Genomic DNA, 25108 nt, shown 5'->3' on the forward strand with positions numbered 1-25108 from the left:
TGGAGAGGTGACCTCCCGACGATCGATCCTCAGTGGACTCCTTGCGGCAGCGGCGGCGATCGCGGCGAGCGAGGGCCTGGCGGCGTTGCTCAACCTGCGGGAGTCGCCGATCCTCGCGGTCGGCCAGTCCGTCATCAAGCTGACGCCCGGGCCGCTTGCCGAGGCGATCATCGGGGTGGTCGGCCACGCCGACAAACCGCTCGCCGTCACGAGCGTCGTGGTCGCGATCCTGCTGCTCGGCGCGCTGGCCGGAGTCTGGTGGACCTGGCGCCGCTCGCGGTCGTACGCCCTGGTGGCCGTCCTCGTCGTGCTCGCCTCGGCGGCCGTGCTGGGCCGGCCGCACGGCGGTGGCCGCGGGGTGCTCGCCAGTGTCGCTGCGGGCGTCGTCGTGGTCGGCGTGCTCCACCTGCTGCACCGGGACGAGGCACACCTGACGGTCGACGAGTCACGTCGCACGTTCCTGCGTACGTCCGCCGTCATCGCCGTCGCCGCGATCATCGTCGGGTCGGCCGGAGAGGTGCTCGCTTCGCGCCACCGTCGCCGGCAGGCTCTGGAACGCGTACGCGCGGCGCTCACGCTCCCGTCCCGTCGCGTCGCGGTGCCGGCCGGCGCCGATCTCGCCGTCGACGGGCAGGGGGCGTGGCTGACGAGCAACCGCGACTTCTATCGCATCGACACGGCACTCTCGCCGCCGCTCGTCGACCCCCAGGACTGGACGCTGCGCATCCACGGCATGGTCGACAAGGAGCTGACCCTGACCTACCAGGACCTGATCGACCGCGGTCTCGAGCACGAGTGGATCACGATCTGTTGTGTCTCCAACCCCGTGGGCGGCAACCTGATCGGCAACACGGTCTGGGGTGGGGTGCCGATGAAGGGCATCCTCGATGAGGTCGGCATCAAGCCCGGCGCCGACGCCCTGCTGTCGAAGTCCGACGACGGCTGGACCTGCGGCACCCCGCTCGCTGCGTTGACCGACGGGCGCAACGCGCTCCTCGCGCTGACGATGAACGGCGAGCCGCTCCCGATCGCCCACGGGTTCCCCGTGCGCCAGGTCGTCCCCGGGCTGTACGGCTATGTGTCGGCGACCAAGTGGGTCGTGGACTGGGAGGTCACCCGGTTCGCGGACTTCGAGGCCTACTGGACGCAGCGCGGCTGGGGCGAGCAGGGACCGGTCAAGACCGAGGCGCGGATCGACGTGCCGGGCAGTGGCGACACGATCGATGCCGGCAGGACCGCGGTCGCCGGCGTTGCGTGGGCGCAGCATGTCGGCATCGACGGCGTCGAGGTACGGATCGACGACGGCGAGTGGCAGAAGGCGACGCTCGGCACCGTGCCCAACGTCGACACGTGGGTGCAGTGGCGGCTGGACTGGACGGCGACGCCGGGCGACCACTCGATCGAGGCGCGCGCGACGAACGCCAAGGGCGAGACGCAGACCGACGAGCAGGCCGGTGTCCTGCCGGACGGCGCGACGGGCTACCCCGGGATCACCGTGAAGGTGACGTGAGCCGACTCACCAGCGGGCAGTGTCGGCGGGGAGTGGACGGGTCGTGGGGCGGATGACGTAGACGACGCCGCCGCTGCCCTCGAGCCAGGCGCGCTCGAACTGGGCGCGCGAGTAGATGCGCCGCACGGTCGAGTTGCTCGCCGCCGCCGGATCGTTGGCGATGACCCGGCCGCCGGCGGTGAACCCGCGGATCACCAGCAGATGCCCCGGGGTCGACGAGATGGGCGCCCCGTCGAGCTCGCCCGCGCCGAAAGCAATCGAGGCGACGAGCGGGATGCCGGCCTTGATGAACGCCTCGGCGTCGCGCAGGTTGTGCAGCCGCGTGACGAACGAGTCGAGGGCGTAGCGGGAGGCGTACGCGGTGTTGAACGGCCAGTTGCCGGTGCCGTCGTACGCGTGGTCGAACGTGTCGCGGGCGGCGTGGTCGACGAACCCGTCGGCGTACGGGGACCATGCGTACGCGGCAGGGGTCGGGCCCTTGCCGAAGTAGCGCATCACCATCGAGGTCGAGGTCGGCGAGCACCAGGCCTCACCGCCGCCGCCCCATTGCGGGTACTCGCCGATGTGGATCATCTGCGACGACCGGGGCACCGCGAGGTCCTTGGTCGCGGTCATCGTCGTCGTGCTGACCCCGGCGGTCCGCGCCGTGTAGCTCGCGGCGATCCCGCCGACGGCCTTGAGCGTCGGGCTCTCGTGGGCCGCGACGTGGCGCATCAGCTGGACGCGCACCTGCCACCCGGTGAAGGACTTGCCGCTGTTCGCGATGACGGTGTCGGTGGCGACCTTGGCGAGGTCGTCGGACTGGCTGGAGTAGGACGAGCGCCTGATGTACGTCGTCCCGGACGCGTAGCGTCCGATGCCGTCCCAGCTGCCGATCGTCGAGCCGCTGCGCACCCGGACCTCGACCTTGGCCCAGGTGCCGGTGGGGGTGTCGACGCTCCACGACGGGATCAGGCTCTTGGCGGCGAATCCGGTCGTCTGCCACGGCGACGTCCAGGCACCGCGGTCGTAGTGCAACACGCCGCCACTGACGGCCGGGTCGTCGTACGCGATGACCGAGGTGCCCTTGCCGAGCGTCACGGCGCCGGTCAGGGCGGCGAGCCCGACAGACGTGCCCTGGGTGAAGTCGGTCGTGGTGTTCCACCGGGCGAAGGCGGCGCTGTCGGTGGCGGCGGAGGCGGGCACCGGCAGGGCGGCGAGGGCGAGCACGGCGACGGCGACCAGACGGGGAAGAGGGCGCATCGACCCATGATAGGTGACTGATGGGGCTCGTGGGACTGATGTGACAGCGTTCCCGCAGCGGCAGGCGTCCGGGAGGTGCTGGCCGAGCCGATAAGGTTGGCCCGTGGCATTCCAGCTCTATGACACTGCGTCCCGGCAGATCCAGCCCCTCGTCCCGGTCCATCCGGGACGAGTCTCGATCTACCACTGTGGGCTCACGGTGCAGGGCCCGCCGCACATCGGGCACATCCGCAAGGAGGTCGTGTTCGACGTCCTGCGTCGCTGGCTCGAGCGCTCCGACTTCGAGGTCACGATCGTCGCCAATGTCACCGACATCGACGACAAGATCCTGGTCAAGGGTGTCGAGCAGGGCCGGCCGTGGTTCGCCGTGGCGTACGAGAACGAGCGCGCGCTGCACGCCGCCTACGAGGTGCTCGGCTGCATCCCGCCGACGTACGAGCCGCGGGCGACTGGCGTCGTGCCCGAGATGATCGAGATGATGCAGACGCTGATCGAGCGCGGTCACGCGTACGCCGCGGAGGACGGCTCGGGCGACGTCTACTTCGACGTACGTTCGTGGCCGTCGTACGGCGAGCTGTCCAACCAGAAGATCGACGACATGCAGGCCGCCGAGGACGCCCCGCCGGAGGGCAAGCGCGACGCCCGCGACTTCGCTCTCTGGAAGGGCCACAAGGCCGGCGACCCCGAGTCCGCCTCGTGGCCGACGCCGTGGGGCCGGGGGCGTCCGGGCTGGCACCTGGAGTGCTCGGCGATGGCGTCGAAGTTCCTCGGCGACGAGTTCGACATCCATGGCGGCGGCCTCGACCTGCGCTTCCCGCACCACGAGAACGAGCTCGCGCAGTCGCGCGCCGCGGGGCAGCAGTTCGCCCGGCTCTGGATGCACAACGCGATGCTCAACCTCGCGGGCTCCAAGATGTCGAAGTCGGTCGGCAACACGCTGCTGGTCAGCGAGGTCGTCAAGCGCGTACGCCCGATCGACCTGCGCTACTACCTCGCCGCGTCGCACTACCGGTCGATCGTCGAGTTCTCCGAGGAGTCGCTCGCCGAGGCGGCCACCGCGTTCCAGCGCATCGAGGGCTTCGTACGCCGTGCCGCCGAGCTGAGCGGGCCGGGCGAGCTCGGCGAGGTCCCGGCGGCGTTCGCCGAGGCCATGGACGACGACCTGTCGGTGCCGGCCGCTCTGGCGACCTTGCAGGCGACGATCGGCGAGGGCAACAAGCTGCTCGGAGACGGTGACAGCGAGGCGTTGCGAGGCGTGCTGGCGAGCGTACGTTCGATGCTCGACGTGCTCGGTTTGGACCCACTGTCCCCGACGTGGGACCGTGGAGGTGACGATGCGGCGTACGCGCAGGTGATCGACTCCCTCGTGGGCGGCCTGCTGGAGCAGCGCCAGGAGGCGCGAGCCACCAAGGACTTCGCCACGGCGGACCGAGTGCGCGACCAGCTCACGGCCGCCGGCATCGAGATCGAGGACACTCCGCAGGGCGCGAGATGGTCCGTGAAGGGCGACAACTAGACATGCCAGGCAACAGCAAGCGCAGAGGCGCGATCAAGAAGACCGGCAAGGGCAACCCCACCGCCGGTTCGGGTGGCCGGCGACGCCAGGGGCTCGAGGGCAAGGGCCCGACCCCGCGCGCGGAGGACCGCCCCAACCACAAGCTCTACAAGATGAAGAACGCCGCGCAGAAGCGTGAGCAGGCCCGTCCCAAGCGCAAGCAGGGTGACGCCGCCGAGTGGGTCGCCGGGCGCAACTCGGTGCTCGAGCTGCTCAAGGCCACCGTGCCGGTGCACGCGCTCTACGTCGCCGAGGGCACCGACCGCGACGAGAAGGTCCGCGAGATCTTCAAGCTCGCCGCCGAGCAGCACGTCAGCCTGCTCGAGATCGGCCGCCTCGAGCTCGACAAGCTCACCGGCGGTGCCGTGCACCAGGGCATCGCGGCCAAGCTCAACGCGTACGACTACGCCAACCCCCAGGACCTGCTGGAGCTGGCTGCGGAGCGCGACGAGCCGGCGTTGATCGTGATGCTCGACGGCGTCACGGATCCCCGCAACCTCGGAGCGATCATCCGGTCCGCGTCCGGGTTCGGCGCACACGGCGTCGTCATCCCCGAGCGCCGGGCCGCCCAGATCACCGCCGCAGCATGGAAGACCTCGGCCGGCGCTGCCGCGCGCGTGCCGGTCGCCCGGGTCACCAACCTGACCCGCACGCTCAAGGACTTCCAGGACGCCGGCTGCATGGTCGTCGGGCTCGCCGCCGACGGCACGGTCGGCATCGCCCAGTCGCAGATGGTCGACGGCCCGGTCGTCGTCGTGATCGGCAGCGAGGGCAAGGGCCTGTCCCGCCTCGTCGGCGAGACGTGCGACGAGATCGTGTCGATCCCCATGAGCACGGGACTCGAAAGTCTGAATGCAGGAGTCGCCGCCGGCATCGCGCTCTACGCAATCGCCCAGGTCCGCGCCTAGACGCGCCGCGATGTGGCGGGTGGACCACCACGCAAGTGCCACCCTGTGGTGGTTGACCCGCCACATCGCGGCGGTTCAGAACGCCTTATGGGTGCCGAACGTGCGCTGGTGGTACGACAGTGGGGCTCCGGCTGACGGCACGGCGTCGATGACGCGGCCGAGCACGATCACGTGATCGCCGCCCGGGACTAGGGCCTCCACGTCCGCGGCGACCCAGCCGTGGGCGTCGACGATCCGTGGCGCACCGTGGTCCTCGAACCACGGCACGTCGGCGAAGCGATCAGGCGTCGAGCCGGAGAACCGCAACGCGACCTGGTCCTGGTCGGCGGCCAGGATGTTGATGCCGAACCGGGTGCCCTCGGCGAGCCTCGCGAGCAGCCGCGAACGTACGCCGAGCGAGACGAGCACCATCGGCGGGTTCATCGACAGCGACATCACTCCGCTGACGGTCGTGCCGTGCGGCGAACCGCCAGCCGAGGTGGTGACCACGTTGAGGCCGGCAACGAGGTTCCCCATCGTGGCCCGCAGGCCTTGTTCCAGCCGCACGTCACTCGTGACGGTCATTCGTCGGTCCTCTCCCGAGAGCATGTGGTCCCGAGTCTGGGCGCTCAGCAGGCCGCCCTCGTCTCGGCTCAGATCCTGAGACCCGACGCTGGATGCGGGCGAGCTGTGCTTCGCGCGCAACGCGCGGGATAGCACAGATCCGACCGGTCGGACGGGACGGTCCAGTCCGCGAAATGGTCCGTGACCTGCGCTTTCGCGGCCCTAGCGTCATCGGCATGAACTCGATGCCACGGCTCGTCGCCCGCCTCGCGGTCGACCTGATGCGGACCCACAGCGCGACCTGTCGCTGACCCAGCGCTCCGCCAGTCCCGCACGTCCGTACGTCCATCGAAGGAACCCGCATGACCATCTCCGTCCGCAAGCTCACCAGCCGCATCGGTGCCGAGATCACCGGCGTCGACCTGTCCGCCCCGCTCGACCGGGAGACCGTCGCGGCGATCCGCCAGGCGCTCAACACGCACAAGGCGATCGTGTTCGACGGCGCCGACCTCGACCAGCAGGGCCAGGAGCGCATCGCCGGCTACTTCGGTGACCTGACCGCAGCGCACCCGACGGTGCCACCGGCCGAGGGCAGCGCCGCGGTGCTCGCCGTCGACAGCACCGAGAGCAAGGCCAACCAGTGGCACACCGACGTCACGTTCGTGATCAACCCGCCGGCGATCTCGACGCTGCGGAGCATCACGGTGCCTTCGTACGGCGGGGAGACGCTGATCGCCGACGCGGCCGGGGCCTACCGCGACCTGCCGCCGGCGCTGCGCGAGCTCGCCGATGGACTCTGGGCGGTGCACTCCAACGACTACGACTACGCGGTCCCGCCCGAGACGCTGACGGATCACCAGAAGGCGTACAACGACACGTTCACCTCGACGGTCTACGAGACGGCCCATCCCGTCGTCCGCGTGCACCCGGAGACGGGGGAGCGCGGCCTGTTCATCGGCGGGTTCGTCCGGCGCCTGGTCGGGCTGTCCCACACCGAGTCGCGTGACCTGCTGCGCCTCCTGCAGGCGTACGTCACGCGGCCCGAGAACATCTTGCGCTGGTCGTGGTCGCCGGGCCAGCTGCTGATCTTCGACAACCGGATCACGCAGCACTACGCGATCGACAATTACGACGACCAGCCGCGCCGCCTCGAGCGCATCACGATCGCCGGCGACGTGCCGGTCTCGGTCGGCGGCACGCAGTCGTACGTCATCACGGGTGACTCGAGCCACTACTCGAGCATCGCCGAGAGCAGGTCGGCCGCATGAGCACCGGATTCGCACCGGCCCGCGTACGTTCGCCACGTGCTGCGACGGCGCCGCGCGAGCGGGCGACCGAGACGTTCACGGCTCCGGCCGGAAGCGCGGGTGGCCTGACTCGCCTGCGCCGTCGTGTGCGCTGGCCGCTCGGGATCTACACGACGCCCGTCGCGATCCTCGTGCTCTGGCAGGTCACCAGCGAGCTCGGCTGGCTGCCGGAGAAGATCGCCCCGGCGCCGACCGCGATCATCCAGGCCGGCATCGACCTGTGGAAGATCGGCGAGCTCGGCACCGATCTCACCACCTCGCTTCGACGAGTCGGGATCGGGCTGGCGATCGGCCTCACGATCGGCATCACGACGGGCATCATCGCCGGCCTCCTGCGATCGGGGGAGTACCTGTTCAACGGCGTCGTGCAGATCGTGCACACGATCCCGCTCCTGGCGGTGCTGCCGCTGATGATCGTCTGGTTCGGCATCGACGAGCTGACCAAGGTGCTGCTGATCTCGTTCGGTGCCGGCGTGCCGATGTACCTCAACCTGTTCGCCGCGATCCGCGGTGTCGACCAACGCCTGATCGAGATGGCCAGGGCAGCCGGGGTCGGTCGAGCACGACTGATCAGCCGGGTGCTGCTGCCCGGTGCGTTGCCCGGGTTCCTGGTCGGGCTGCGGTTCTCGCTTGCCTACAGCGTGCTGGGGCTCGTGGCGGCGGAGACCGTCAACGCCAACGCCGGGATCGGCTACCTCATCAACCGTGCGCAGACCTACCTGCGCACCGACCAGGTCTTCCTCGGGCTCGTGATCTATGCCGTGATCGGGCTCCTGGCCGACCAGTTCGTCCGCATTCTCGAGCGGGTGCTGCTGCAGTGGCGCCCGAGCTATGAGGCGCAATGAGCACCGCGACCACCACCTCCGTCGACGTCCGCGACGTCCGCCGCCAGTTCGGCGACCGGGTCGTCCTGGACGACCTGAGCCTGACGATCGGCGAGTCCGAGTTCGTCGTCCTGCTGGGCCCGTCCGGCTGCGGCAAGAGCACGTTGCTGCGCCTGCTGGGCGGCCTCGACCGGCCTGATGCCGGGACGGTCACCGTGCCCAAGGAGCGGGCGATCGTCTTCCAGAACGACCGGCTGCTGCCGTGGCAGCGGGTGCTGCGCAACGTCACGATCGGCCTGTACGAGGCCGGCGCCGACGAGCGCGCCCTGGCCGTGCTGGACGAGGTCGGGCTCAAGGATCACGCCCGCGCCTGGCCCAAGACGCTGTCGGGTGGCGAGGCGCAACGCGTGTCGCTGGCCCGTGCTCTCGTCACCGAGCCCGACCTGGTGCTGCTCGACGAGCCGTTCGCCGCGCTCGACGCCATCACCCGGCTGCGGATGCACGACCTCGTCCGCGAGCTGCGTCGCAAGCACAACGCCGCGATGCTGCTCGTCACCCACGACGTCGACGAGGCCATTGCGCTCGCCGACCGGATCCTCGTGATGAGCGACGGCCGGATCGGCAGCGCGTACGACGTCCGGCTCGACCAGGACGAGCGCGCGATCAGCGCGGCGCGTGAGGACCTCCGGGCAGCGCTGCTCGGCGACCTCGGACTCGCCGCCGTCCACTGAACCTTCACCCCATCCCCTTCCGTACCAACCCCTCAAGGAGCTCCACCATGAACCGCACCCTGCCCAAGATCGCCGCCGCCCTCGGTGCGCTCGCGCTCGCGAGCACACTGACCGCGTGCGGTGGGGCCGCCGACTCGTCGACCGTCAAGAAGGTCGATCCCCAGTGGAAGAAGTACACCTTCACGATCGGTGAGCAGAGCGACGGCATCGTCGAGCTGGCCAAGGAGTCCGGCGCGTTCGACTCCGCGTCGTACAAGATCAAGTACGCCAAGTTCGAGTACGGTCCGCCGCTCGTCCAGGCTGCGGCCTCCGGCGACATCGACCTCGGCAGCGTCGGTGCCGTGCCGCCGATCACGGGTGCGGCCAAGACGCTCGGCTTCCGGATCGTCGCGATCCAGACCCCGACGGATCCCGACCGCGCGCTGGAGAACATCCTCGTGCCGAAGGGATCGCCCATCAAGACACTCGCGGACCTCAAGGGCAAGCGCATCGCGATCCCGCAGGGCAGCTCGGCCCACGGCCTGGCGCTCAACGCGATCCAGAGCGTCGGGCTGACGCCCAAGGACGTGAAGTTCGTGTTCCTGCCGCCGGCCGACGGCCAGAGCGCGTTCGCTGCGGGCAAGGTCGACGCGTGGGCGATCTGGGACCCGCAGTCGTCGCTCGCGGTGTCGCAGGGTGCGCGGGTCATCGCCAAGGGCGTGCCGCCGCTCGACTACGGCAGCCAGTTCTACGTCGCGTCCAAGAAGACGCTCGATGACCCGGTCAAGCGCAAGGCCCTCGCCGACGTGCTCAAGCGGCTCGCCACGGCGTACGGCTACGCCCACAAGAACCCCGACAAGCACGTCGAGGCGCTCGTGAAGGAGACGGGCCTGGACCCCAAGGTCATCGAGAAGAACATCGCGGCGTGGAGCTTCAAGATCGGCGCGGTCACCCCGGCGCAGGCCAAGGGTGAGCAGAAGCTGGCCGACAATTTCCTCGACGCCGGCGAGATCACCACCAAGGTCGACGTCGACCAGGTCATCGACAACGTCCTGCCCGCCGGGTTCGGTGCCTCGTGAGCGCGCGTCAGCTCCACCTCAACGCGTTCCTGATGGAGGCCGGTCACCACGAGGCGGCCTGGCGGCTGCCGGAGAGCAACGTCGACGCGGACTTCGACCTGCAGCACTGGGTACGCCTGGCGAAGCTCGCCGAGGACGCGAAGTTCGACTCGCTGTTCCTCGCCGACGGACCGGCGCTGCAGGGCTCGGGGGAGTTCCGCCCGCCGGGACAGCTCGAGCCGCTGACGCTGCTGACCGCGCTGGCGGCGGCGACGAGCCGGATCGGGCTCATCGCGACGGTCTCCACGACGTACAACTCGCCCTACAACCTCGCTCGCCGGCTGGCCTCGGTCGACCACGTCAGCGGCGGGCGTGCGGGGTGGAACATCGTGACCTCCGCGACCCAGCGCGAGGCCGACAACTTCGGCCTCGACTTCACCCTGGGTCACGGGGCACGCTACGAACGGGCGGCGGAGTTCCTCGACGTCGCGCTCAAGCTCTGGGACAGCTGGGAGGACGAGGCGCGGGTCGGTGACAAGGCGGCCGGCCGGTTCGCCGATCCCGAGCGGATCCACCCGATCCGGCACCGCGGCCAGTACTTCCGCGTCGAGGGTGCCCTGAACGTACGGCGTCCTCCTCAGGGCTATCCGCTGCTGGTGCAGGCCGGGTCGTCCGATGACGGCAAGCAGTTCGCTGCGGCGTACGCGGAGGCGATCTTCACGGCGCACCAGACGATCGAGCGGGCGCAGGACTTCTACGCCGACATCAAGGACCGGGCCCGCAGGATCGGCCGTGATCCCGACGGGATCAAGGTGCTTCCGGGAATCGTGCCGGTCATCGGCTCGAGCGAGGCGGAGGCCCAGCGGCTCGCGCAGCAGCTGGACGACCTGCGGGTCCCCGAGTACGGGCTGTTGCAGCTGTCGACGATCCTCGAGGTGCCGGCCGACTCGCTGGCACTCGACGAGCGGCTGCCGCGGTCTGTGGTCGACCGGCCGACGGTCGAGGGCTTCCAGAGCCGCGCCGACCTGATCGTCGAGCTCGCGACACGGGAGGACCTCACGGTCCGCCAGGTGCTGTCGAAGCTCGGCGGCGGCCGGGGTCACCACACTGTCGCCGGGACGCCCGAGCAGATCGCCGACACGATCGAGGCGTGGTTCACCGATGGTGCAGCGGACGGCTTCAACGTCATGGGCCCGGCGCTGCCGTCAGGGCTCGAGGCGTTCATCGAGCACGTGCTGCCGATCCTGCGTTCGCGCGGGCTCTTCCGCGAGGACTACACCGGCACGACGCTGCGGGAGCACTACGGTCTCGCGAAGCCCGCCAACCAGTTCCACGCAAGGGAGCTGGCCGGCGTCTAGGGCTGCGCCGCGATGTGGCGGCTAAACCACCATCGGCCCAGGTGCCTGTGGTGGTTCACCCGCCACATCGCGGTTGCTTGGGTCAGCCCAGGACTTGGTCGAGGTACGTGTTGCTGAACGTACGGGCGGGGTCGAGCTCGTTGCGTACGTTCACGAAGTCGCCGAACCGGGCGTAGCGGTCGGCGAAGTACGACGCATCGAGGGTGTGGATCTTCCCCCAGTGGGGACGCCCCTCGTGCGCCGTGAAGATGTCCTGGGCCGCGGCGAAGTAGGCCTGGTAGTCGCTGCGCCAGTACTGGTGCACCGCGACGTAGCAGTTGGCGCGCTCGTGACCCGTCGACAGCCACACGTCGTCGGCGGCGGTGAAACGTACCTCGATCGGGAACGAGATGTTCTCGTGGCCGGCGCCGAACCACGCCTTGAGCTCGGCGAGCACCGACGGCAGGGCCTCGCGGGGCATCGCGAACTCCGACTCCCGGAAGCGTACGGTCCGCGACGACACGAACACGTTGAACGAGTCGTCGACGTACTCCCGCGCACTCAGCACCGAGGCGGCGACGGAGTTGAGGCGGGGGATCCACGAGCGCTGGCGGGCGACGACACGGTTGAGTCCCTCGAACACCGTGTTGCTGAGGAACTCGTCGTCGAGCCAGTGCTTGAACCGGCCGACGGGCCGGCGCTCCGTGCCCTCGGCGACGCGGTTGTTGCGCTTGGTCAGCGCCTTCTCGGTGTGCGGGAACCAGTAGAACTCGAAGTGGTCGTTGTCGGCGACGAGTGCGTCGACCTGGTCGAGCACGTCCGGCAGGGCCATCGGCTCCTCGCGGGCGTGCAGCAGGAATGCGGGCACGCACTGCAGCGTCACCTCGGTCACGATGCCCAGCGCCCCGAGGGTGACCCGGGCGGCGCCGAACCACGCGTGCGTCTCGTCGATCTCCAGCACCTCGCCGTCGGCCGTCACGAGCTGCACGGCGACGACCGCAGCGGAGATGCCGAAGAGCTTGCCGCCGGTGCCGTGCGTGCCGGTCGACACCGCGCCGGCGACGGATTGCGGGTCGACGTCGCCCAGGTTGGGCAGCGCCAGGCCCAACGCCTTGAGCCTCGGGTTGAGGTCGTGGAGCGACATCCCGGCCTGCACGCGTACGCGGCGTGTCGCCGCGTCGTGCGCCAGGATCGCGTTCATCCGGTCGAGCCGCAGCAGGACGCCGTCAGTCGCGGCGATCGCGGTGAACGAGTGGCTGGCGCCGACGGCCTTGACCTTCAGGTCCCCGGCCTCGCGCACGATCCGCTGGACGTCGGCGGTGGAGACCGGGTGCTCGACGCGTACGGGATGGGTCTCGACGCTGCGGCTCCAGTTGGTCCACGTGGTCCCTCGCTGGCGCTCGGTCATCCGAAGTTCTTGCCCTCTCCGCGATATGTCGGGACGCGCGTGACGACGCCGTCGGCGGCGACCAGCGCGACCTCGTCGAAGCGCTCGCACATCTCGCCGGCCTTGGCATAGCGCATGACGACCCGGTCACCGATCGACAGCTCGCGCGCGGCTGAGCCCTTGACCGGGCTCTGCACCTCGCCGGCGCCCTCGGTGCCGATCGCCTTGAGCCCTTCGGGCCACGTCGGCGTCGGCTGCCGGTTCTTGTTGGTCGGCCCCGACGCGATGTAGCCGCCGGCGAACAGTGTCGCGATGTCCGGAGCCGGCTTGCGTACGACCGAGAGCACGAAGTACGCCGCAGGGCGCGCCTCGAACGCGTCGTAGCCGTCGAACAGCGTCGGCGCGAACAGCCCCGAGCCGGCGGTGAGCTCGGTGATCGCCGGGTCCTGGCCGGTGACCTCGAGGCTCCCGGTGCCACCGGCGTTGACGATCTCGAGCTTGGCGCGCCGGGACACCGCGGCGACGACCTCGGACCGGCGCTCCAGCAGGTCGGCGGCGGAGCGCTTCTTGACGAGGCGTACGGCCGGCGACGAGTCGGGAAGGCCGGCGATCTGTGCGTCGTAGAACATCACCCCGACAAGGTCGAAGCCCGGCCGGGCGGCGATGGCTGTCGCCAGCGTGCCGGCCTGCTCGGCGGTGTGCACGGGGGAGCGGCGCACGCCGAGGTGCACCGGCCCCAGCTTGAGCGAGGAGTCGACGTCGATGCAGACTCGGATCGACGGGTGGCCGGCCCCGAGCAGGCTGTCGATGTGGTCGAGCGACTCGGTGCTGTCGACCATCACGGTGATCTGCGCGCGGCGCCGCTCGTCGGCGACGAGATAGTCGAGCGAGCCGCGGCTCGTCGTGGGATAGGCCAGCAGGATGTCGTCGATCCCGTTGTCGACGAGCCAGTTGGACTCGGCGAGCGAGTACGACATGACGCCGGCGAAGCCGTCGCGGGCCAGCGTGCCCTCGAGGATCGACCGCACGCGCACGGACTTGCTGGCGACGCGGATCGGTACGCCGCCGGCCCGGCGTACGAGGTCATCGGCGTTGGCCCACAGCGCCGGCTCGTCGATCACCGCGAACGGGGTGTCCAGGTCTTGTGTCGCGGCGAGCAGTCGGGCGTACGGGCTGGACGTTTGTGGCACGCCGTCAGTATGTCGCACCGCCGGTGCAGGAACCGGTCGCGGATACTGGACCGATGCGCAGGCTCACCCCACTTCTCCTGGCGGTGGCGATCGTGGTGTCGGGCTGCACGTCGGGCTCGTCGGACCCCGAGCCGACGCCGACCGCGACGACGGCCCGCGCCATCACCTTCGAGTCGCTCAAGCTCGACTGGCCGACGGCGCAGGGACGTCTCGTCGTGCCCGAGGTGCCGGCGGCACCGGCCGGCTTCGACGCCGAGACGCTCGACCGGATGGCCGCGGTGCTCAAGAAGTGGGCGCGGCTGAGCACCGTCGACGACGGCATGTGGCACAGCGGCGACCCGCTCAGCGACGTCCGCGCGGTGCTGCCCAAGGACACCGCCAGCACGTACGAGGAGCAGCTCAGGGGTGTGGTCTCGCCACACCTCGCCGTGGCGAACGTGTTCGGCGACGACGTCACGGTCGTCGGCACGCCCATGGTCACCGCAGCGTGGCACGTCTCGACGGAGAAGGACCAGGCCAACGAGTCGTTCGTACGCCTCGAGCTGCAGACCCGCGCCGCGTACGAGGTGCGGATCGGCAACGGGCCGAGCCGGGTCATCGGCGTGCTGCGGGTGCACAGCCTCAGCGCGTACAAGGACACGACCGACGACTTCGGCATCGGCGGTGGGTGGCAGGAGTTCGGTGCCAGTGACTGTGCCCTGGCGCTCGACGACGCGCTGGTGCCTGACAGCGACCGCGCGGACTCCCTCGATGACCTCCAGACGTTCATCCGCATCGGCAGGGGATCGACGGTGCAGATGCCCGAGCTGCTCGCGCACGACCGGCTCGATCCCGACTACGTCGAGCGCTGCCGCAACGGCCAGGCCTGAGGGCTCTTCTCGCTGGTTGAGGTCTGGAGCGACGTGGAGCCTCGAAACCACCGCGCGCCTCACCCACTACGATGGACCCGGGCTTCGGCCCGTACGCCTCTGTAGCTCAGTTGGTAGAGCGCCTCACTTGTAATGAGGATGTCGCGGGTTCGAATCCTGTCGGAGGCTCAAGGGAAAATCGGGTTCGATGATTCGGGCCGCGCACCCCCGGCGCTCCCCCGCCGGTTGAGGACCTCCAGACCGGCCTGATCGGCGCTGTCGCCGAGGTAGTGCACGTAGATCTGCGTGGTCTGCAGCGACGAGTGCCCGAGCCATGCCTGGACCGTCGAGATCGACACCCCCGAGGCCAGCCAGAGGCACGCCGCGGTGTGCCGCAGGTCGTGCAGCCGCCGGCCCCGCCCGGTGGTGGTCCAGCGGATGGACCGCTTGAACCCGGCGGCGTGCAGCCGCCCGCCGCTGGACGAGGTGAGGAGCAGGTCGTCGGCGCCCTTGTCCTTCGCCATGCTGCGCACCAGCGGCAGCAGCTCCTCGGACAACGGGATGTGACGGGTCCGGCCGCTCTTGGTCGACTTGGGCTCCACCGACTCGGGCGCGGATCGACGGACGACCAGCCGGGGCATCGGCACCTCGATGAAGTCGGCGACTCGCAGCTCGCGCGCCTCGGACCAGTGCAGACCGGTCCAGGCGAGCAGCCAGACGACATCGGCGAGGTGGTCGTCGTACGCCGCGATGTCGCTGCGGACGTCGACCAGCTCGGGCTCGGTGAACGGCTGCATGCCCTGAGCCGGCAGCACCTGGTGCGCCACGCTCGTGCGAGCAACAGGGTTGTCGACGCGCAGTCGCTCGCGCACGGTCCACGAGAAGAAGCCCGACAGCACCGCGCGGAATCTTTTGACTGACGACTCCGCGTACCGGCGCGACCAGGCATCTAGGACGCGCTGAACCTCGCGATCGGTCACCCGCCCTAGGTGCAGGTTGCCGAGATTGGGCGGCATCAGCTTCACCATCTCCATGTCGGCCTTGTAGGTCTTCACCGCGACGGTGTGCCGTCGTGACTCCATATAGGTGGCGAACGCCTTGCGCACCTGAACCTCGCCAGCACGCGGATCGGTCCCGCCAGCGAGGGCGGCCTTCTCCCGGCTCAGCCATCCATCGGCTTCGCGCTTGGTGTCGAACGTCTTGCTGGTCACGTACTCGCGGCCGTTCTTGAGCGTCGCTCGCCAGCGCCCCGAGCGGTCCTTGCGGACGGGCATCAGGACGCTCGTTCCTCGATGTACGCGAGCAGCTCGTCCTCGCGGTAGCGCGGTGTGTGGTCGGTGACCCACACGAACCGCGGCCCCTTGCCGGTCTGGCGCAACCGGCACAGCGTCGAAGGCGTGACGCCGAGGATCTTCCCAACCTGCGCCGGCGTCAGCAGCTGAATCTCTGTCATGGCACTCGTCCGTCCTCCCACCCCGATAGTGGATAGCCATCTCGACCCTCCAGTCTGAGCCGGTGAGGTGGGGTACGCTCCGGCTCGAGTGACATCTGTGGAGAACCAGTTGCATGGCCTGCGCCCTGTGGATACGGGCACAACCCCTAAGGCCCGATGCCATGTGTCCTAGGGCCAGGGAGCGTCGAACTTTCGGGGGAACGTTCTCTGCGGTGCACCAATCGCGGTTTGCCACCGGTGATCTTGAGCGTCGCTTCGGAATTTGCCCAGCGAGCTGTCAGATTGCGGGCATGTGATCCTGGCCCTGATGAGTGCGTGACCTTGAATGTCAGGTCATCTTCAAAGGCTTCGCCTTGTCGTCACCTTCAGGCGGTCGGCATTGATCGGTTTGACCTTGGCAATCGGCCAGGTGCCTGTCATTTGCTCGAGTAGTGCCTGGACAGCAGGCGTGTAGGGAATCTCAACGGTGCGCCACTTCTTCGTCAAACCGGTGAACGGTTCGCCAATCAGCTGAACTATCTCGGTCGCTTCTGCTGGTGTGACCGTGCGCCGGTTCTGGGCTAGCAACACGAACAACGAGCGAGGCGAGGCAGATGTGGTCACTAGGTGCCTGAATTGGAGATCGGTGCATCTGCGATTGCGCCGAACCGCCCACTCCACGAGCGCGGGATAGGCCGGGTTGGAATCGCCGAGGATGTCTTCCATCTGAGAAAAGACGGCATCGCGAACTGTGTGTGACAAGACTCGACTTTGAAAGAAGCGGATCCAGTCGGCTCTACTCAGAAGGTCCGACGAGACGATTGACGGAAATGATTTTGACGAAACCTTGATCGCTCGCTCCTTTACGGACCACTCAGCCGAGGCGAGATGTTCGAATAGGAGAGCGTCAAGCTTGACGAGGTGGGTCCGAAGGGCCTCACCTATCAGCGCTGGTGGTCCCAGCGGCAGAGTTGACGCCGGCATCGGGCGAGAAGGTTGCGCAGAGCGGGCTAGCCGAACCACGACCCGCGCGCCACCGCGTATGCGGCCGTCAGATTGCAGGACGGCTCGTGCGAAGGTGTTTCGCACGTCGGGGTCGATCGCTGAAACGCCGATGTCGCTCGGGCGCCCGCCGTTCAAGAACTTGATGATCGTGTCATCTAGACCAAATCGATGCACGTAGAGGGCTGCATTCGCGACAGTGAATCGGAGGCGGGAGTGTTCGACTAGCGCCGGCCAATACGTCGAGTCGACGGCGGTGAGTCGACCAACTTGGCAACGATGATTTGAGTAGCGGACGATGGCGTCGACCTCGGGCGCGACCCGCCGGATGTCGGAGAGCACTGACTCGAATTCCTTCGGGTCTCGAATCGAGTGCCAGCGTGGATTGAGACTGCGAGCCGACTTTATGAACGACGAAAGATCTTCGAGGATGACCGAATACACGGCGGGCTTCTTGTCGCGAATTGTTTCGAGGGCGAGGTCGGAGTGCTCTCCGAGGGCATACGTCAAGTTTGACGGGTTGATCTCGTAATGCCCCGAGTCGACGAGGCCATCTGCGATCGCAGCGTCAAGGCGCGCGAGCTCTAGTGGTTTCAGGTCCAAAATCTGGATCATCTGAAGCAGCGATTGGGAATCGGCCCCACCGTCAGCTTCCGGTGGAGATGGGACGGCGATATCCGGCAGCATGCGCGAGAGCAGGTCGCGGGTGGGATCGCCCAACTCGTACGCTGTTTCGGCTGCGGCGCCGGCGAGCAATGCGCCGAGGAACTCTGTTCGGCGAGGTTCCGCGACACCGTCGGAGTGAGCGAGGAATTCGAATCCGGCGGCCCACCTCGGCGCTAGGGCAGTGACGAGAGCCAATGGTCGGGCACCATTTCTCAAATAGTCTGTGGTGAAACCCGATTCACGTTCACCGCCCGCGCACAGCCGGTCCGCGGCCATTTCCAAGAGCCTGGATTGGGGTTGACTGAGGAGCTGATCGAAGATCGAAACGTTCAAGACCCCGTCACCATCGTCCTCCTGACGCTCCATTCGCTCGATAACGGCTGCGGCATCAGCCGGAGTAAGTTCGAAGAATGGGTCGAAAAGGTTCTGACGCACGTTGTGGATGAGGTATCGCTTCGCAGTGGTACTTACCCGGCTGTCGTTGTATCGAGAGACGTACAGCGTGAAGTTGTCGTCGATGTAGCCTCGCGCGAGGAGTTCGAAAGCCAATGAGTCGGGCAGCGTTCGGCGGCAATACTCCGCGTAGGTGATCTGCTCACCTTCGTGCTCAGCGTCGGGATCCTCAGTGGTGATCGAAAGGGTGCTGTCGCCGATCAGGTCGCGCATCGCGGAGTGGGACAGCTTCGCTTTGCGAGCAACGAGCTTCTCTCGCTCCTCAATCCAATCGGTCTCCTCCGCGGCGGTTGGGGCCAGGGACCGCGGGTCGAATCCGAGCAAGTCGACCATGTCGTCCACTGTGATCGAAAGGGATGCTTCATCATCTCCCAGGGTGACTCCGAGCAGACCCTCATTCGTGACGCCCTCCCAGAACGCGGTGGTATCGGTGTCGTCCGGCTCGAACGTTTGGTCTCCGACCGTGAACTCGATCTGGGAGTCCGAATCGAGCCCGAGTTGGCGCTTCATCCGGACCAGATGGGTGTGCAGTTCGTCGCTGAACGTCACAGCGCGATCACGAGACGTTTCAGCGTTCTGGATCGATGCGAGGTCTCGATCGATCCGACGGATCGCTGCGCCGGAAACGATACGGCTCATCCTGTACACCTCGTCGAGGTCTGACGTTCCGTTGCGGATTTGTTCGTAGTCGGACAAATAGAGGTTCTTGTACACGACCATTGCGAACAAGCCGGCCGAAGTGAGGGTGGTAAGCGCCTGTGTACCGGAACTCGTGACTTCACGGAACATCAGAAATTCGTTTCGGATGTTCTTGATAAGCCGCATGTCGACCAGACTGGACGACACGAGATCGATCAGGTCGTTAGGTATATCCGAGGCCGCCTGGCGGACAGTTGCCCATACGTGGTCGGTTGAACTCTCGTGCGTCAAGAAGGGAACGACCGGCACTATCAAGTCAAAGAACTTCGCTCTATCGACCGCAGCGCCTTGACTGGCGGATCCCCTTTCGAAATCAAAAACGCTGTCTCGGATTGCATAGACGAACTGGACTCGCCTAGCCCTCCTTAGGCGGCTGCCGCCATGCACCTGTTGAGCGTTGTTGAGCACCGTGTTCAAGTCTCGAAGATCATCAAAGATCGCAGGGTTGTCGAATCGGTCGAGGTCTTCGAAAATAACGAGTTCTGTCTTGCTGATCTCGAAGATGTAGACGATTTCGTCGAGCCAATCATCGAAGTAGTTCCCTGCGGGGTCCTCAAGCTTGAGTGTCGCAGGGCCAGCGCGAAACTGGACTGATCGATTCCGGTATGCGATGAAGCCTGAGAGAGAAACGAGGGCGTTGGCGCCAAGCAGGAACGCCCCAGCGATGGCGGCAGCCTGAAACCTTTTCGGCCAATCGTCGATGATTTGGGTCGGGTCGTAATTGCGGAGTAGGCATGTGAGTCCTGCAGCCAAGGTGCCTATGGAGAGGACGTCCCTCGCCAGACGCCAGGAGGACTGACGTCCGGGCCTGCGAAATCTCGACGCCGGTGCCTTTCTCGGAGCGATTCGAAATAGGAGCTGTTTGAGGATCTCCTTCTGGAGGAGATTGGTTGGGTACCGAGGGGGACCCGTGTCTTCAGTTAAACCAACGGACGCCAGCGAGACCGTGAACGCCCGCTTCGATTCCCTCCTCGCGACTTCGCGAAGGATGCTGCTCTTGCCGCTGCCATACGAACCTGAGAGCGCGATATTTCGAAGGAGTTCGTCGTCGCTCTTGGTCGCATCAACGAGCGCTTTCACGTAGGGCTCGTGATCGTCGGAACTGAACGACGGTGTCAGTGGGTCCAGTGCGGGCGCGTTGGGATCTCGTTCGTTGCCGAGAAACGTCAGCTTGGCTCGAATACCTGACACTCGGTGATCATAGGGAATGTGCGCGACCAATTGTGAGAATAACGCGTTGATGGATCGCTCCATCGGCCGCGACCAAGGCGCCTTTGTAGCGCTAGCGACCCGTGGCGCGCGTTCCTCTATGCGCGAATGGCCTTCGCGGCCGGCTTCGGGTTGAATCTCGAACCGCTACTAGAAGCGGCGGGCTGACTTATACACCGCATCGAAGAGCCCATTTCGTACTGCGCTCAATGTTGAATCCCACTTCGGCTCTGACTGCAGTGTTCCTTTCCGGGCTAGCCTGGCCAGCTCGTACACCACACGACGGCACCCGGCCGGTGACGCCAGCGTTCGGTCGACGCAGGTGCCGATCGGGTGCTCGAGGGTCTGAATACGGTCGACTACTTCGACTGCGATCGCACCTTGAGCGGACGCGCGGCGTTCCTCGTACGCGGCTCTCCGGCATGCCTGCGAGCACCAGATTCGCGGTCGCCCGATGGGCTTCCTCTGCACATCGTTGCCGCATCGGGGGCATGTTCCCCCTGCGAGCTTCCGGCGATTCTCCTCGCGCATTTCGCGCTTCTCGTATGCACTCATGCCCCCTAAGGCCTTTCGTACGGACGCAAGGGGACACCGAGAATGCAAGAGGTGTGTGGATGTTGGCGGACACTTCGCGTTGAGGGGGAACGTCGTCGATCGTCTCTACGGACAGGCTTTTGGCAATGACGGACACGGGTCCGCCGTTCACGACCTCAAGGAGACCCATTGTGGCTCCGGAGCGGCGTCCCAGCTGGGCTCGCTGGCCTCGCGCTTGACGAAGCCGCTACGACGTACTCGGACACCACGCGCCCACTGGACGCGATCGCGCGCGGGCCCAGAAAGCAGCGGTTCTCAATACGAACGACAAGCGGGCGAGTACCAAGTTCACCCGGCACGTAGGTGGGCGTCCAGAGCCTTGAGCGCCCAGCGAGAATCTGCTCGAACGTCCTGGTGCAGCATATGGACGGCCAACCCGTCGAGCAACGCGTGCAGGCGCGCCACCTCGACGTGTGAGGCCGGCCGGCCCAGCGACCTCAAGGCCTTGGCACAGACCTTGCGAGTCGCCGCGAAGGCGCGTTCGAACGCCGCACCCAGATCCTCGCTCGTGAGAGCCGCCGCTCCGAGAGAGACGAACACCCGGACCTCAAGACGACGCTCGTCATCCAAGGGCAGCAGTTCCGCCAAGGCCGCTCTCGCCCAGTCCTCCCGAGAGCGGTCTAGAGCGTTGATCCGCTCGGAAAATCGTTCGACCACCAGCTCGATCGCGTGAACTCGAACGCTGGCCTGCGTCGGCAGCACGTACCGCAGCGAGCTGGGGGCGAGACCCGCTTCGGCAGCGACGTTGCGCACCGAGAGGGCTTCGATGCCTTGCCGCGACAAGACCCTCCATGCTGCCTGAGAAACGGCAGCCAGCCTTTCGTCTCTGTCCAGGGAGCGAGGCATGGATTGATTGTGGCACACCTGTACGGTTACACTGCCGAACGAATTCGTACAGTCGTGCGAAAATAAGTGGGAGCCGATATGAGTTGGACGATCCTTCTGTTGTCCGGAGTGCTGGAAGCTGTTTGGGCGACCGCGATTGCGGCATCCGATGGCTTCCGGCGCATCGTCCCCACGATCGTGTTCCTGACGGCCGGCGGACTGAGCATGGCAGGACTGGCGTACGCGATGCAGGAGATCTCCGTAGGCACTGCCTATGCAGTCTGGGTCGGGGTCGGTGCGGTTCTGACGGTCTTGGTCGCCGTATGTCGTGGTGAGGAGCGTCTGACGGCTGTGAGGACCGCCCTCTTGGCTGGTCTCATCGTGTGTGTCATCGGCCTGAAGGCGGTTGCCTGATGCCATGGCTGGTGCTGTTGGTGAGCGCCGTGCTCGAGGCTGTATGGGCCACGGCGCTCGACCACAGCGACGGACTGACACAACTCAGTCCGTCGATCGTCTTTGCTGTTGCTTGCCTGGCGAGCATGGGTGCCCTTGCCTACGTCGCCCGGCACATACCGATGAGCGTTGCCTACGCCTCCTGGGCTGGCCTGGGTGCCGGGTTCACAGTTGTGTGGTCGATGATCAGTGGAGTTGAGTCCGTCTCGCCAGCAAAGGTGGTGCTTCTTGCCGGTTTGATCGGCTGTGTGGTCGGCCTCAAGTTGGTGCATCTCCCGGCATCCGACGGACGCTAGGGAAAATCGAGGACACGATTACCGCCGAACCACTTGACGAACCTACTAGACACTCGTAGGTTCCGGGGAAGTCATGGAGGTCCCGTGGCCGTACGAGCCCCCAAGGGGATGCGATGTCGAACCAAGCACCGCGGCAGCTGAACGCCGCACATCTGTTGTTCTTCGTGATTGCGGCAGCGGCTCCTCTGGGCTTCTCGGTCGGAACCATTCCCCTGGCCCTGGGACGGGGAAGCACCGCGTACGCCCTGGCCATCGCCGTCACCGCGGTAGTCCTTGCCATCTTCGCCGTGGGCTATGTCGCGATGTCACGGCACATCGACCGGCGCGGAGGCCTGTACGAGTTCGTGAGGGCGGGGCTCGGACGAAGTGCCGGGACCGGGGCCGCTTTCATGGCGGCGCTGACCTACGCGGCGGCAGGCACTGGGGCGATCGGTGTTCTTGCGGTGCTGGCGGATGGATTCGCCACTGACACCCTTCACGTGAACGCGCCTTGGTGGGTGTGGGGGCTCATCGGGACGGCGCTTATGGGACTTCTCGGAGTTCTCAACGTCGAGCTCAACGCGCGGGTTCTTGGTGTGGTCATCGTGATCGAGGTTGTCATTCTGCTCACGGTCTGCACGGCGGTGCTTGTCCAAGGTGGCGCAAGCGGTCTGACCCTCGAGCCGTTCAAACCGAGCGTGCTCCTTGATGGATCGGTCGGGACTGCATTTGCCCTCGCAATCGTCGCCTTTGCCGGGTTCGAGGCAAGCGTCATCTATTCGTCTGAGACCAAGGACCGCGAGCGGTCGATCCGCCGCGCCGCCATCGGTGCGCTGGTGCTCATGGCGGTCATGTACGCGTTCGTGAGCTGGGCGATCGTGGTGGCCTTGGGAAGCGGCCAGACCGTCGAGATGGCGAATGCCAATCCAGTGGCTGTGTTCTTCGCTGTCACCCAGGAGTATGTCGGCAGCTGGATGCGGCACGTCGTCGAGCTGATGGTGGTGTTCAGCTGGTTCGCATCGGTCCTGGCTTTCCACAACGCGACATCCCGCTATCTCGCCGCGATGGGATCGGACGGCATGATTCCGCGCTGGTTCAGCGTGGCCAATGCGAAGACGCGGGCACCGTGGCACGCCAGTGTGGCCCACACGGCACTGACCGCGGCCGCTGTGCTGCTCACCATCATCATCGGCGCAGATCCCTACCTCGATCTGTTCGTTCTGGGCAGCACTCCGGCGCTGATGGGCATTCCAGCCCTGGAGATCGCGGCCAGCGTGGCCATCTTCGTCTTCTTTGCCAGGAATCGACGTGGCCACAGCGTGTGGGAGGTCTCAGTGGCGCCGGCGTTGGCGGCAATCCTGCTGTCGGTGTTCCTCTGGCAGATCGTCGCTCAGCTCGACTTGTTCACCGGGCGCGGCGCAGGTGTGAACACCGTCCTCTGGGGATCTGTGGCCAGCGCCTTCGTCATCGGTTTGATGCGCGGGGCATGGCTGAATCGGCATGAGCCGCACGACGAGGAGCTCGTCGACGCAGTCTGAAGGTCACCGACCGGCCTGGTTCCTTGATGAGCCGGGCCGGGTCGGCGGCGCATGCCGGACCTCCCAGCGCTGGGCCACGCGTGGGAGCGACGACCTCGGCCTACGGGAGCTGAGCGCGTGTCTCGAGTTCCTGGACGTGCGGATCCGACCACGACCCTGGCGCAATCGTCTCCACCCAGATGATCCGCGCCTCCGTCTTGGCTGGGTTGGACCACGAGAATCGGGTTCTGGTCGGCACCAGCAGAGAGTCCTCCTCGTCAAGAATCACGTCGCGCCCCGCGACCGTGAACCGGACCTGCCCGGCGAGTACGAAGGCGAAGGTGTCACCGCCGCGCGAGTACTCGCCGCCGCTGTCCTCTCCGGGTGGCACGGTGACGAGGGACGGGGCAATGCCGTGCCCGGGATAGGCTAGTTCCTCCCACGTGACATTGCCACGGCCGGTCGGACGCTCATCTCGCCGCATGACCATCTGATCCGACGGTCCGTAGGCAGTCAGCGCGGCCATGGGCATCTCATAGGCGTCGGCGATACGTGAGAACAGCTCGGTCGAGACCGCTGCCTGTCCTCGCTCGACAGACGACAAGAGAGCGGGGGACACCCCGATGGCAGCGGCGGCTTTTCGAAGGCTGAGCCCACGTCGATTGCGGGCTGCGCGGAGCATGCGGTTCTCGCGATCAAACTCCGGTTGCGTTGTGCCGCCCGAATCGCCGAGCGCTGTGCGTATCGCGGCAGGATTCCACCCGTGCTGGCGGCGCAGTGCGGCGATGTGAGCGGCCCGCTCGGCCTGGGACTTCGAATAGCGTCGCTGCCCGCCCGTGGTGCGCTCCGACGTGATCAGACCCTGGGTCTCCCATGTCCGAAGTGTCTGCGGGCTCACTCCGACCCGGGTGGCTAACTCGCCGACGCCCACCACGTCGAGAGCATTCTGTTCGCTCATGCCGCTCAAACTAGCGCATGCCGCCGACAAAGCCTCATGGACAAATGTAGGGACAGCTCTCGACAAACCTACTAGAACTATGTAGGTTTCTGGAATGTCGTACTCACACCGGAGTGCGGATCGATACGGAGGCGTTACCGATGACCGATGCAGCGAAGATCTGGACCCACGAACGAGGTACTCGGGCTGTGACGGTCCGTCGTCCCTTCGCAGTGGTTGCCAGGCTTCTGGCTGATCCGTCGCGGTACTCGGAGTGGGCGATCGACTACTTCACGAGTCCAGTTGCGAAGGTCGACGTCTCGACCTATCGCGTCTCGACTCCTCCGGGCGACCGCCGTTTCCGCGTCGACGCCGATGTCGATCGCGGGACGTTCGATCTCTACCTCGCGCCGCTGGACGGGCCCTTCAGCTATCCGATTCCGATCCGCGTCCTTCACAACGGCGAGGGAGCCGACGTCATCTTCACAGTGACGCGGGAACCAGAGCTTTCGGACGAGGACTGGCGCCTGTCTCTGCTGTCACTCGAGAACGAGCTGAACGCCCTCAAGCGTCTGCTCGAGTCCTGACCACACCCTGCGTCTCATCGCACTTCCACAAGGAGCACCC

The 25108-nt window shown here is 66.7% G+C and carries 22 protein-coding genes and 1 tRNA gene; 14 read left to right on the forward strand and 9 right to left on the reverse strand.

Annotated features, from left to right (window positions below):
• Positions 1 to 7 precede the first annotated feature (7 nt).
• On the forward strand, positions 8 to 1510 hold the full coding sequence (locus ASC61_RS10240; RefSeq protein WP_056211555.1) for a molybdopterin-dependent oxidoreductase: 1503 nt from the start codon (positions 8 to 10) through the stop codon (positions 1508 to 1510).
• A 6-nt stretch (positions 1511 to 1516) separates the two neighbouring features.
• Here ASC61_RS10240 and ASC61_RS10245 read toward each other — a convergent pair whose 3' ends face one another.
• Complete coding sequence (locus ASC61_RS10245; protein WP_056211556.1) at positions 1517 to 2752, reverse strand: peptidase C39 family protein; 1236 nt, start codon at positions 2750 to 2752, stop codon at positions 1517 to 1519.
• 103 nt (positions 2753 to 2855) lie between these two features.
• Here ASC61_RS10245 and cysS point away from each other — a divergent pair, with 103 nt between their 5' ends.
• Positions 2856 to 4268, forward strand: coding sequence for a cysteine--tRNA ligase (gene cysS / locus ASC61_RS10250; RefSeq protein WP_056211558.1), 1413 nt, complete (start codon positions 2856 to 2858; stop codon positions 4266 to 4268).
• Positions 4269 to 4270: 2 nt separating this feature from the next.
• Entirely contained in the window at positions 4271 to 5215 is a 945-nt protein-coding gene (rlmB, locus tag ASC61_RS10255; protein ID WP_056211560.1) for a 23S rRNA (guanosine(2251)-2'-O)-methyltransferase RlmB, read from the forward strand.
• Positions 5216 to 5290: 75 nt separating this feature from the next.
• On the opposite strand, the gene ASC61_RS10260 is transcribed toward rlmB, so the two are convergent.
• A complete protein-coding gene (locus ASC61_RS10260) occupies positions 5291 to 5779 on the reverse strand; it encodes a flavin reductase family protein (RefSeq protein WP_056211562.1) in 489 nt (162 codons plus the stop codon).
• 341 nt (positions 5780 to 6120) lie between these two features.
• Here ASC61_RS10260 and ASC61_RS10265 point away from each other — a divergent pair, with 341 nt between their 5' ends.
• The 5 genes from ASC61_RS10265 to ASC61_RS10285 are packed head-to-tail and all read left to right on the forward strand — an operon-like array spanning position 6121 to position 11015.
• Positions 6121 to 7026, forward strand: coding sequence for a TauD/TfdA dioxygenase family protein (locus tag ASC61_RS10265; protein WP_056211565.1), 906 nt, complete (start codon positions 6121 to 6123; stop codon positions 7024 to 7026).
• Positions 7023 to 7910 (forward strand): ABC transporter permease, encoded by an 888-nt coding sequence (locus tag ASC61_RS10270; protein WP_082530584.1) that lies wholly within the window; start codon positions 7023 to 7025, stop codon positions 7908 to 7910. Before ASC61_RS10265 ends, ASC61_RS10270 begins: the two co-directional genes overlap by 4 nt.
• Positions 7907 to 8620 (forward strand): ABC transporter ATP-binding protein, encoded by a 714-nt coding sequence (locus tag ASC61_RS10275; RefSeq protein WP_056211566.1) that lies wholly within the window; start codon positions 7907 to 7909, stop codon positions 8618 to 8620. Before ASC61_RS10270 ends, ASC61_RS10275 begins: the two co-directional genes overlap by 4 nt.
• A 47-nt stretch (positions 8621 to 8667) precedes the next feature.
• The gene (locus ASC61_RS10280) at positions 8668 to 9678 is read left to right on the forward strand and encodes an aliphatic sulfonate ABC transporter substrate-binding protein (RefSeq protein ID WP_056211568.1); all 1011 of its coding nucleotides are present in this window, start codon (positions 8668 to 8670) and stop codon (positions 9676 to 9678) included.
• Positions 9675 to 11015, forward strand: coding sequence for an LLM class flavin-dependent oxidoreductase (locus ASC61_RS10285; RefSeq protein ID WP_056211571.1), 1341 nt, complete (start codon positions 9675 to 9677; stop codon positions 11013 to 11015). Before ASC61_RS10280 ends, ASC61_RS10285 begins: the two co-directional genes overlap by 4 nt.
• 82 nt (positions 11016 to 11097) lie before the next feature.
• Here the strand turns inward: ASC61_RS10285 and ASC61_RS10290 are convergent, their stop codons facing one another.
• Both ASC61_RS10290 and ASC61_RS10295 read right to left on the reverse strand, forming a co-directional pair.
• On the reverse strand, positions 11098 to 12402 hold the full coding sequence (locus tag ASC61_RS10290; protein WP_056211572.1) for a D-arabinono-1,4-lactone oxidase: 1305 nt from the start codon (positions 12400 to 12402) through the stop codon (positions 11098 to 11100).
• Complete coding sequence (locus tag ASC61_RS10295; protein WP_056211574.1) at positions 12399 to 13571, reverse strand: amino acid deaminase/aldolase; 1173 nt, start codon at positions 13569 to 13571, stop codon at positions 12399 to 12401. The genes ASC61_RS10290 and ASC61_RS10295 overlap by 4 nt, the downstream gene beginning before the upstream one ends.
• A gap of 53 nt (positions 13572 to 13624) precedes the next feature.
• On the opposite strand from ASC61_RS10295, the gene ASC61_RS10300 reads away from it, so the two are divergent.
• Together ASC61_RS10300 and ASC61_RS10305 are read left to right on the forward strand one after the other, a co-directional pair.
• Complete coding sequence (locus ASC61_RS10300; RefSeq protein ID WP_157439444.1) at positions 13625 to 14440, forward strand: hypothetical protein; 816 nt, start codon at positions 13625 to 13627, stop codon at positions 14438 to 14440.
• Between the two features lie 95 nt (positions 14441 to 14535).
• Positions 14536 to 14608, forward strand: a tRNA-Thr gene (locus ASC61_RS10305).
• Here ASC61_RS10305 and ASC61_RS10310 read toward each other — a convergent pair.
• The 4 genes from ASC61_RS10310 to ASC61_RS10325 all read right to left on the reverse strand — a co-directional run bounded on the left by ASC61_RS10310 (position 14608) and on the right by ASC61_RS10325 (position 21320).
• On the reverse strand, positions 14608 to 15693 hold the full coding sequence (locus tag ASC61_RS10310) for a tyrosine-type recombinase/integrase (RefSeq protein ID WP_056211578.1): 1086 nt from the start codon (positions 15691 to 15693) through the stop codon (positions 14608 to 14610). The two genes, ASC61_RS10305 and ASC61_RS10310, sit on opposite strands and share 1 nt — an antisense overlap.
• Positions 15693 to 15872: a helix-turn-helix transcriptional regulator gene (locus ASC61_RS10315; RefSeq protein WP_056211580.1), complete on the reverse strand. Its 180-nt coding sequence runs from the start codon at positions 15870 to 15872 to the stop codon at positions 15693 to 15695. Before ASC61_RS10315 ends, ASC61_RS10310 begins: the two co-directional genes overlap by 1 nt.
• Before the next feature lie 339 nt (positions 15873 to 16211).
• Positions 16212 to 19925, reverse strand: coding sequence for a YobI family P-loop NTPase (locus tag ASC61_RS10320; protein ID WP_157439445.1), 3714 nt, complete (start codon positions 19923 to 19925; stop codon positions 16212 to 16214).
• 837 nt (positions 19926 to 20762) lie between these two features.
• Positions 20763 to 21320, reverse strand: coding sequence for a TetR/AcrR family transcriptional regulator (locus tag ASC61_RS10325; protein WP_056211585.1), 558 nt, complete (start codon positions 21318 to 21320; stop codon positions 20763 to 20765).
• A gap of 78 nt (positions 21321 to 21398) precedes the next feature.
• On the opposite strand from ASC61_RS10325, the gene ASC61_RS10330 reads away from it, so the two are divergent.
• The 3 genes from ASC61_RS10330 to ASC61_RS10340 all read left to right on the forward strand — a co-directional run bounded on the left by ASC61_RS10330 (position 21399) and on the right by ASC61_RS10340 (position 23565).
• Positions 21399 to 21713, forward strand: a complete 315-nt coding sequence (locus ASC61_RS10330; RefSeq protein ID WP_056211587.1) for a DMT family transporter — start codon at positions 21399 to 21401, stop codon at positions 21711 to 21713.
• Positions 21713 to 22048, forward strand: coding sequence for a DMT family transporter (locus ASC61_RS10335; protein WP_056211589.1), 336 nt, complete (start codon positions 21713 to 21715; stop codon positions 22046 to 22048). Before ASC61_RS10330 ends, ASC61_RS10335 begins: the two co-directional genes overlap by 1 nt.
• A 113-nt stretch (positions 22049 to 22161) precedes the next feature.
• Entirely contained in the window at positions 22162 to 23565 is a 1404-nt protein-coding gene (locus ASC61_RS10340; RefSeq protein WP_056211591.1) for an APC family permease, read from the forward strand.
• Between the two features lie 100 nt (positions 23566 to 23665).
• Here ASC61_RS10340 and ASC61_RS10345 read toward each other — a convergent pair whose 3' ends face one another.
• The gene (locus ASC61_RS10345; protein ID WP_056211593.1) at positions 23666 to 24502 is read right to left on the reverse strand and encodes a MerR family transcriptional regulator; all 837 of its coding nucleotides are present in this window, start codon (positions 24500 to 24502) and stop codon (positions 23666 to 23668) included.
• A gap of 113 nt (positions 24503 to 24615) precedes the next feature.
• On the opposite strand from ASC61_RS10345, the gene ASC61_RS10350 reads away from it, so the two are divergent.
• Complete coding sequence (locus ASC61_RS10350) at positions 24616 to 25068, forward strand: hypothetical protein (RefSeq protein WP_235503533.1); 453 nt, start codon at positions 24616 to 24618, stop codon at positions 25066 to 25068.
• Positions 25069 to 25108 lie beyond the last annotated feature (40 nt).

This window comes from Aeromicrobium sp. Root344 (assembly GCF_001425755.1).
Classification (GTDB): Bacteria; Actinomycetota; Actinomycetes; order Propionibacteriales; family Nocardioidaceae; genus Aeromicrobium.

What these genes read in the sequence shown, in the direction of transcription:
- ASC61_RS10320 (WP_157439445.1), bottom strand. Translation starts at nt 19,925, where the DNA reads ATGGAGCGATCCATCAACGCGTTATTCTCACAATTGGTCGCGCACATT.
- ASC61_RS10245 (WP_056211556.1), bottom strand. Translation starts at nt 2,752, where the DNA reads ATGCGCCCTCTTCCCCGTCTGGTCGCCGTCGCCGTGCTCGCCCTCGCC.
- ASC61_RS10275 (WP_056211566.1), top strand. Translation starts at nt 7,907, where the DNA reads ATGAGCACCGCGACCACCACCTCCGTCGACGTCCGCGACGTCCGCCGC.
- ASC61_RS10310 (WP_056211578.1), bottom strand. Translation starts at nt 15,693, where the DNA reads ATGCCCGTCCGCAAGGACCGCTCGGGGCGCTGGCGAGCGACGCTCAAG.
- ASC61_RS10280 (WP_056211568.1), top strand. Translation starts at nt 8,668, where the DNA reads ATGAACCGCACCCTGCCCAAGATCGCCGCCGCCCTCGGTGCGCTCGCG.
- ASC61_RS10325 (WP_056211585.1), bottom strand. Translation starts at nt 21,320, where the DNA reads ATGCCTCGCTCCCTGGACAGAGACGAAAGGCTGGCTGCCGTTTCTCAG.
- ASC61_RS10290 (WP_056211572.1), bottom strand. Translation starts at nt 12,402, where the DNA reads ATGACCGAGCGCCAGCGAGGGACCACGTGGACCAACTGGAGCCGCAGC.
- ASC61_RS10345 (WP_056211593.1), bottom strand. Translation starts at nt 24,502, where the DNA reads ATGAGCGAACAGAATGCTCTCGACGTGGTGGGCGTCGGCGAGTTAGCC.
- rlmB (WP_056211560.1), top strand. Translation starts at nt 4,271, where the DNA reads ATGCCAGGCAACAGCAAGCGCAGAGGCGCGATCAAGAAGACCGGCAAG.
- ASC61_RS10300 (WP_157439444.1), top strand. Translation starts at nt 13,625, where the DNA reads ATGCGCAGGCTCACCCCACTTCTCCTGGCGGTGGCGATCGTGGTGTCG.
- ASC61_RS10260 (WP_056211562.1), bottom strand. Translation starts at nt 5,779, where the DNA reads ATGACCGTCACGAGTGACGTGCGGCTGGAACAAGGCCTGCGGGCCACG.
- ASC61_RS10265 (WP_056211565.1), top strand. Translation starts at nt 6,121, where the DNA reads ATGACCATCTCCGTCCGCAAGCTCACCAGCCGCATCGGTGCCGAGATC.
- ASC61_RS10315 (WP_056211580.1), bottom strand. Translation starts at nt 15,872, where the DNA reads ATGACAGAGATTCAGCTGCTGACGCCGGCGCAGGTTGGGAAGATCCTC.
- ASC61_RS10330 (WP_056211587.1), top strand. Translation starts at nt 21,399, where the DNA reads ATGAGTTGGACGATCCTTCTGTTGTCCGGAGTGCTGGAAGCTGTTTGG.
- ASC61_RS10335 (WP_056211589.1), top strand. Translation starts at nt 21,713, where the DNA reads ATGCCATGGCTGGTGCTGTTGGTGAGCGCCGTGCTCGAGGCTGTATGG.
- ASC61_RS10340 (WP_056211591.1), top strand. Translation starts at nt 22,162, where the DNA reads ATGTCGAACCAAGCACCGCGGCAGCTGAACGCCGCACATCTGTTGTTC.
- ASC61_RS10270 (WP_082530584.1), top strand. Translation starts at nt 7,023, where the DNA reads ATGAGCACCGGATTCGCACCGGCCCGCGTACGTTCGCCACGTGCTGCG.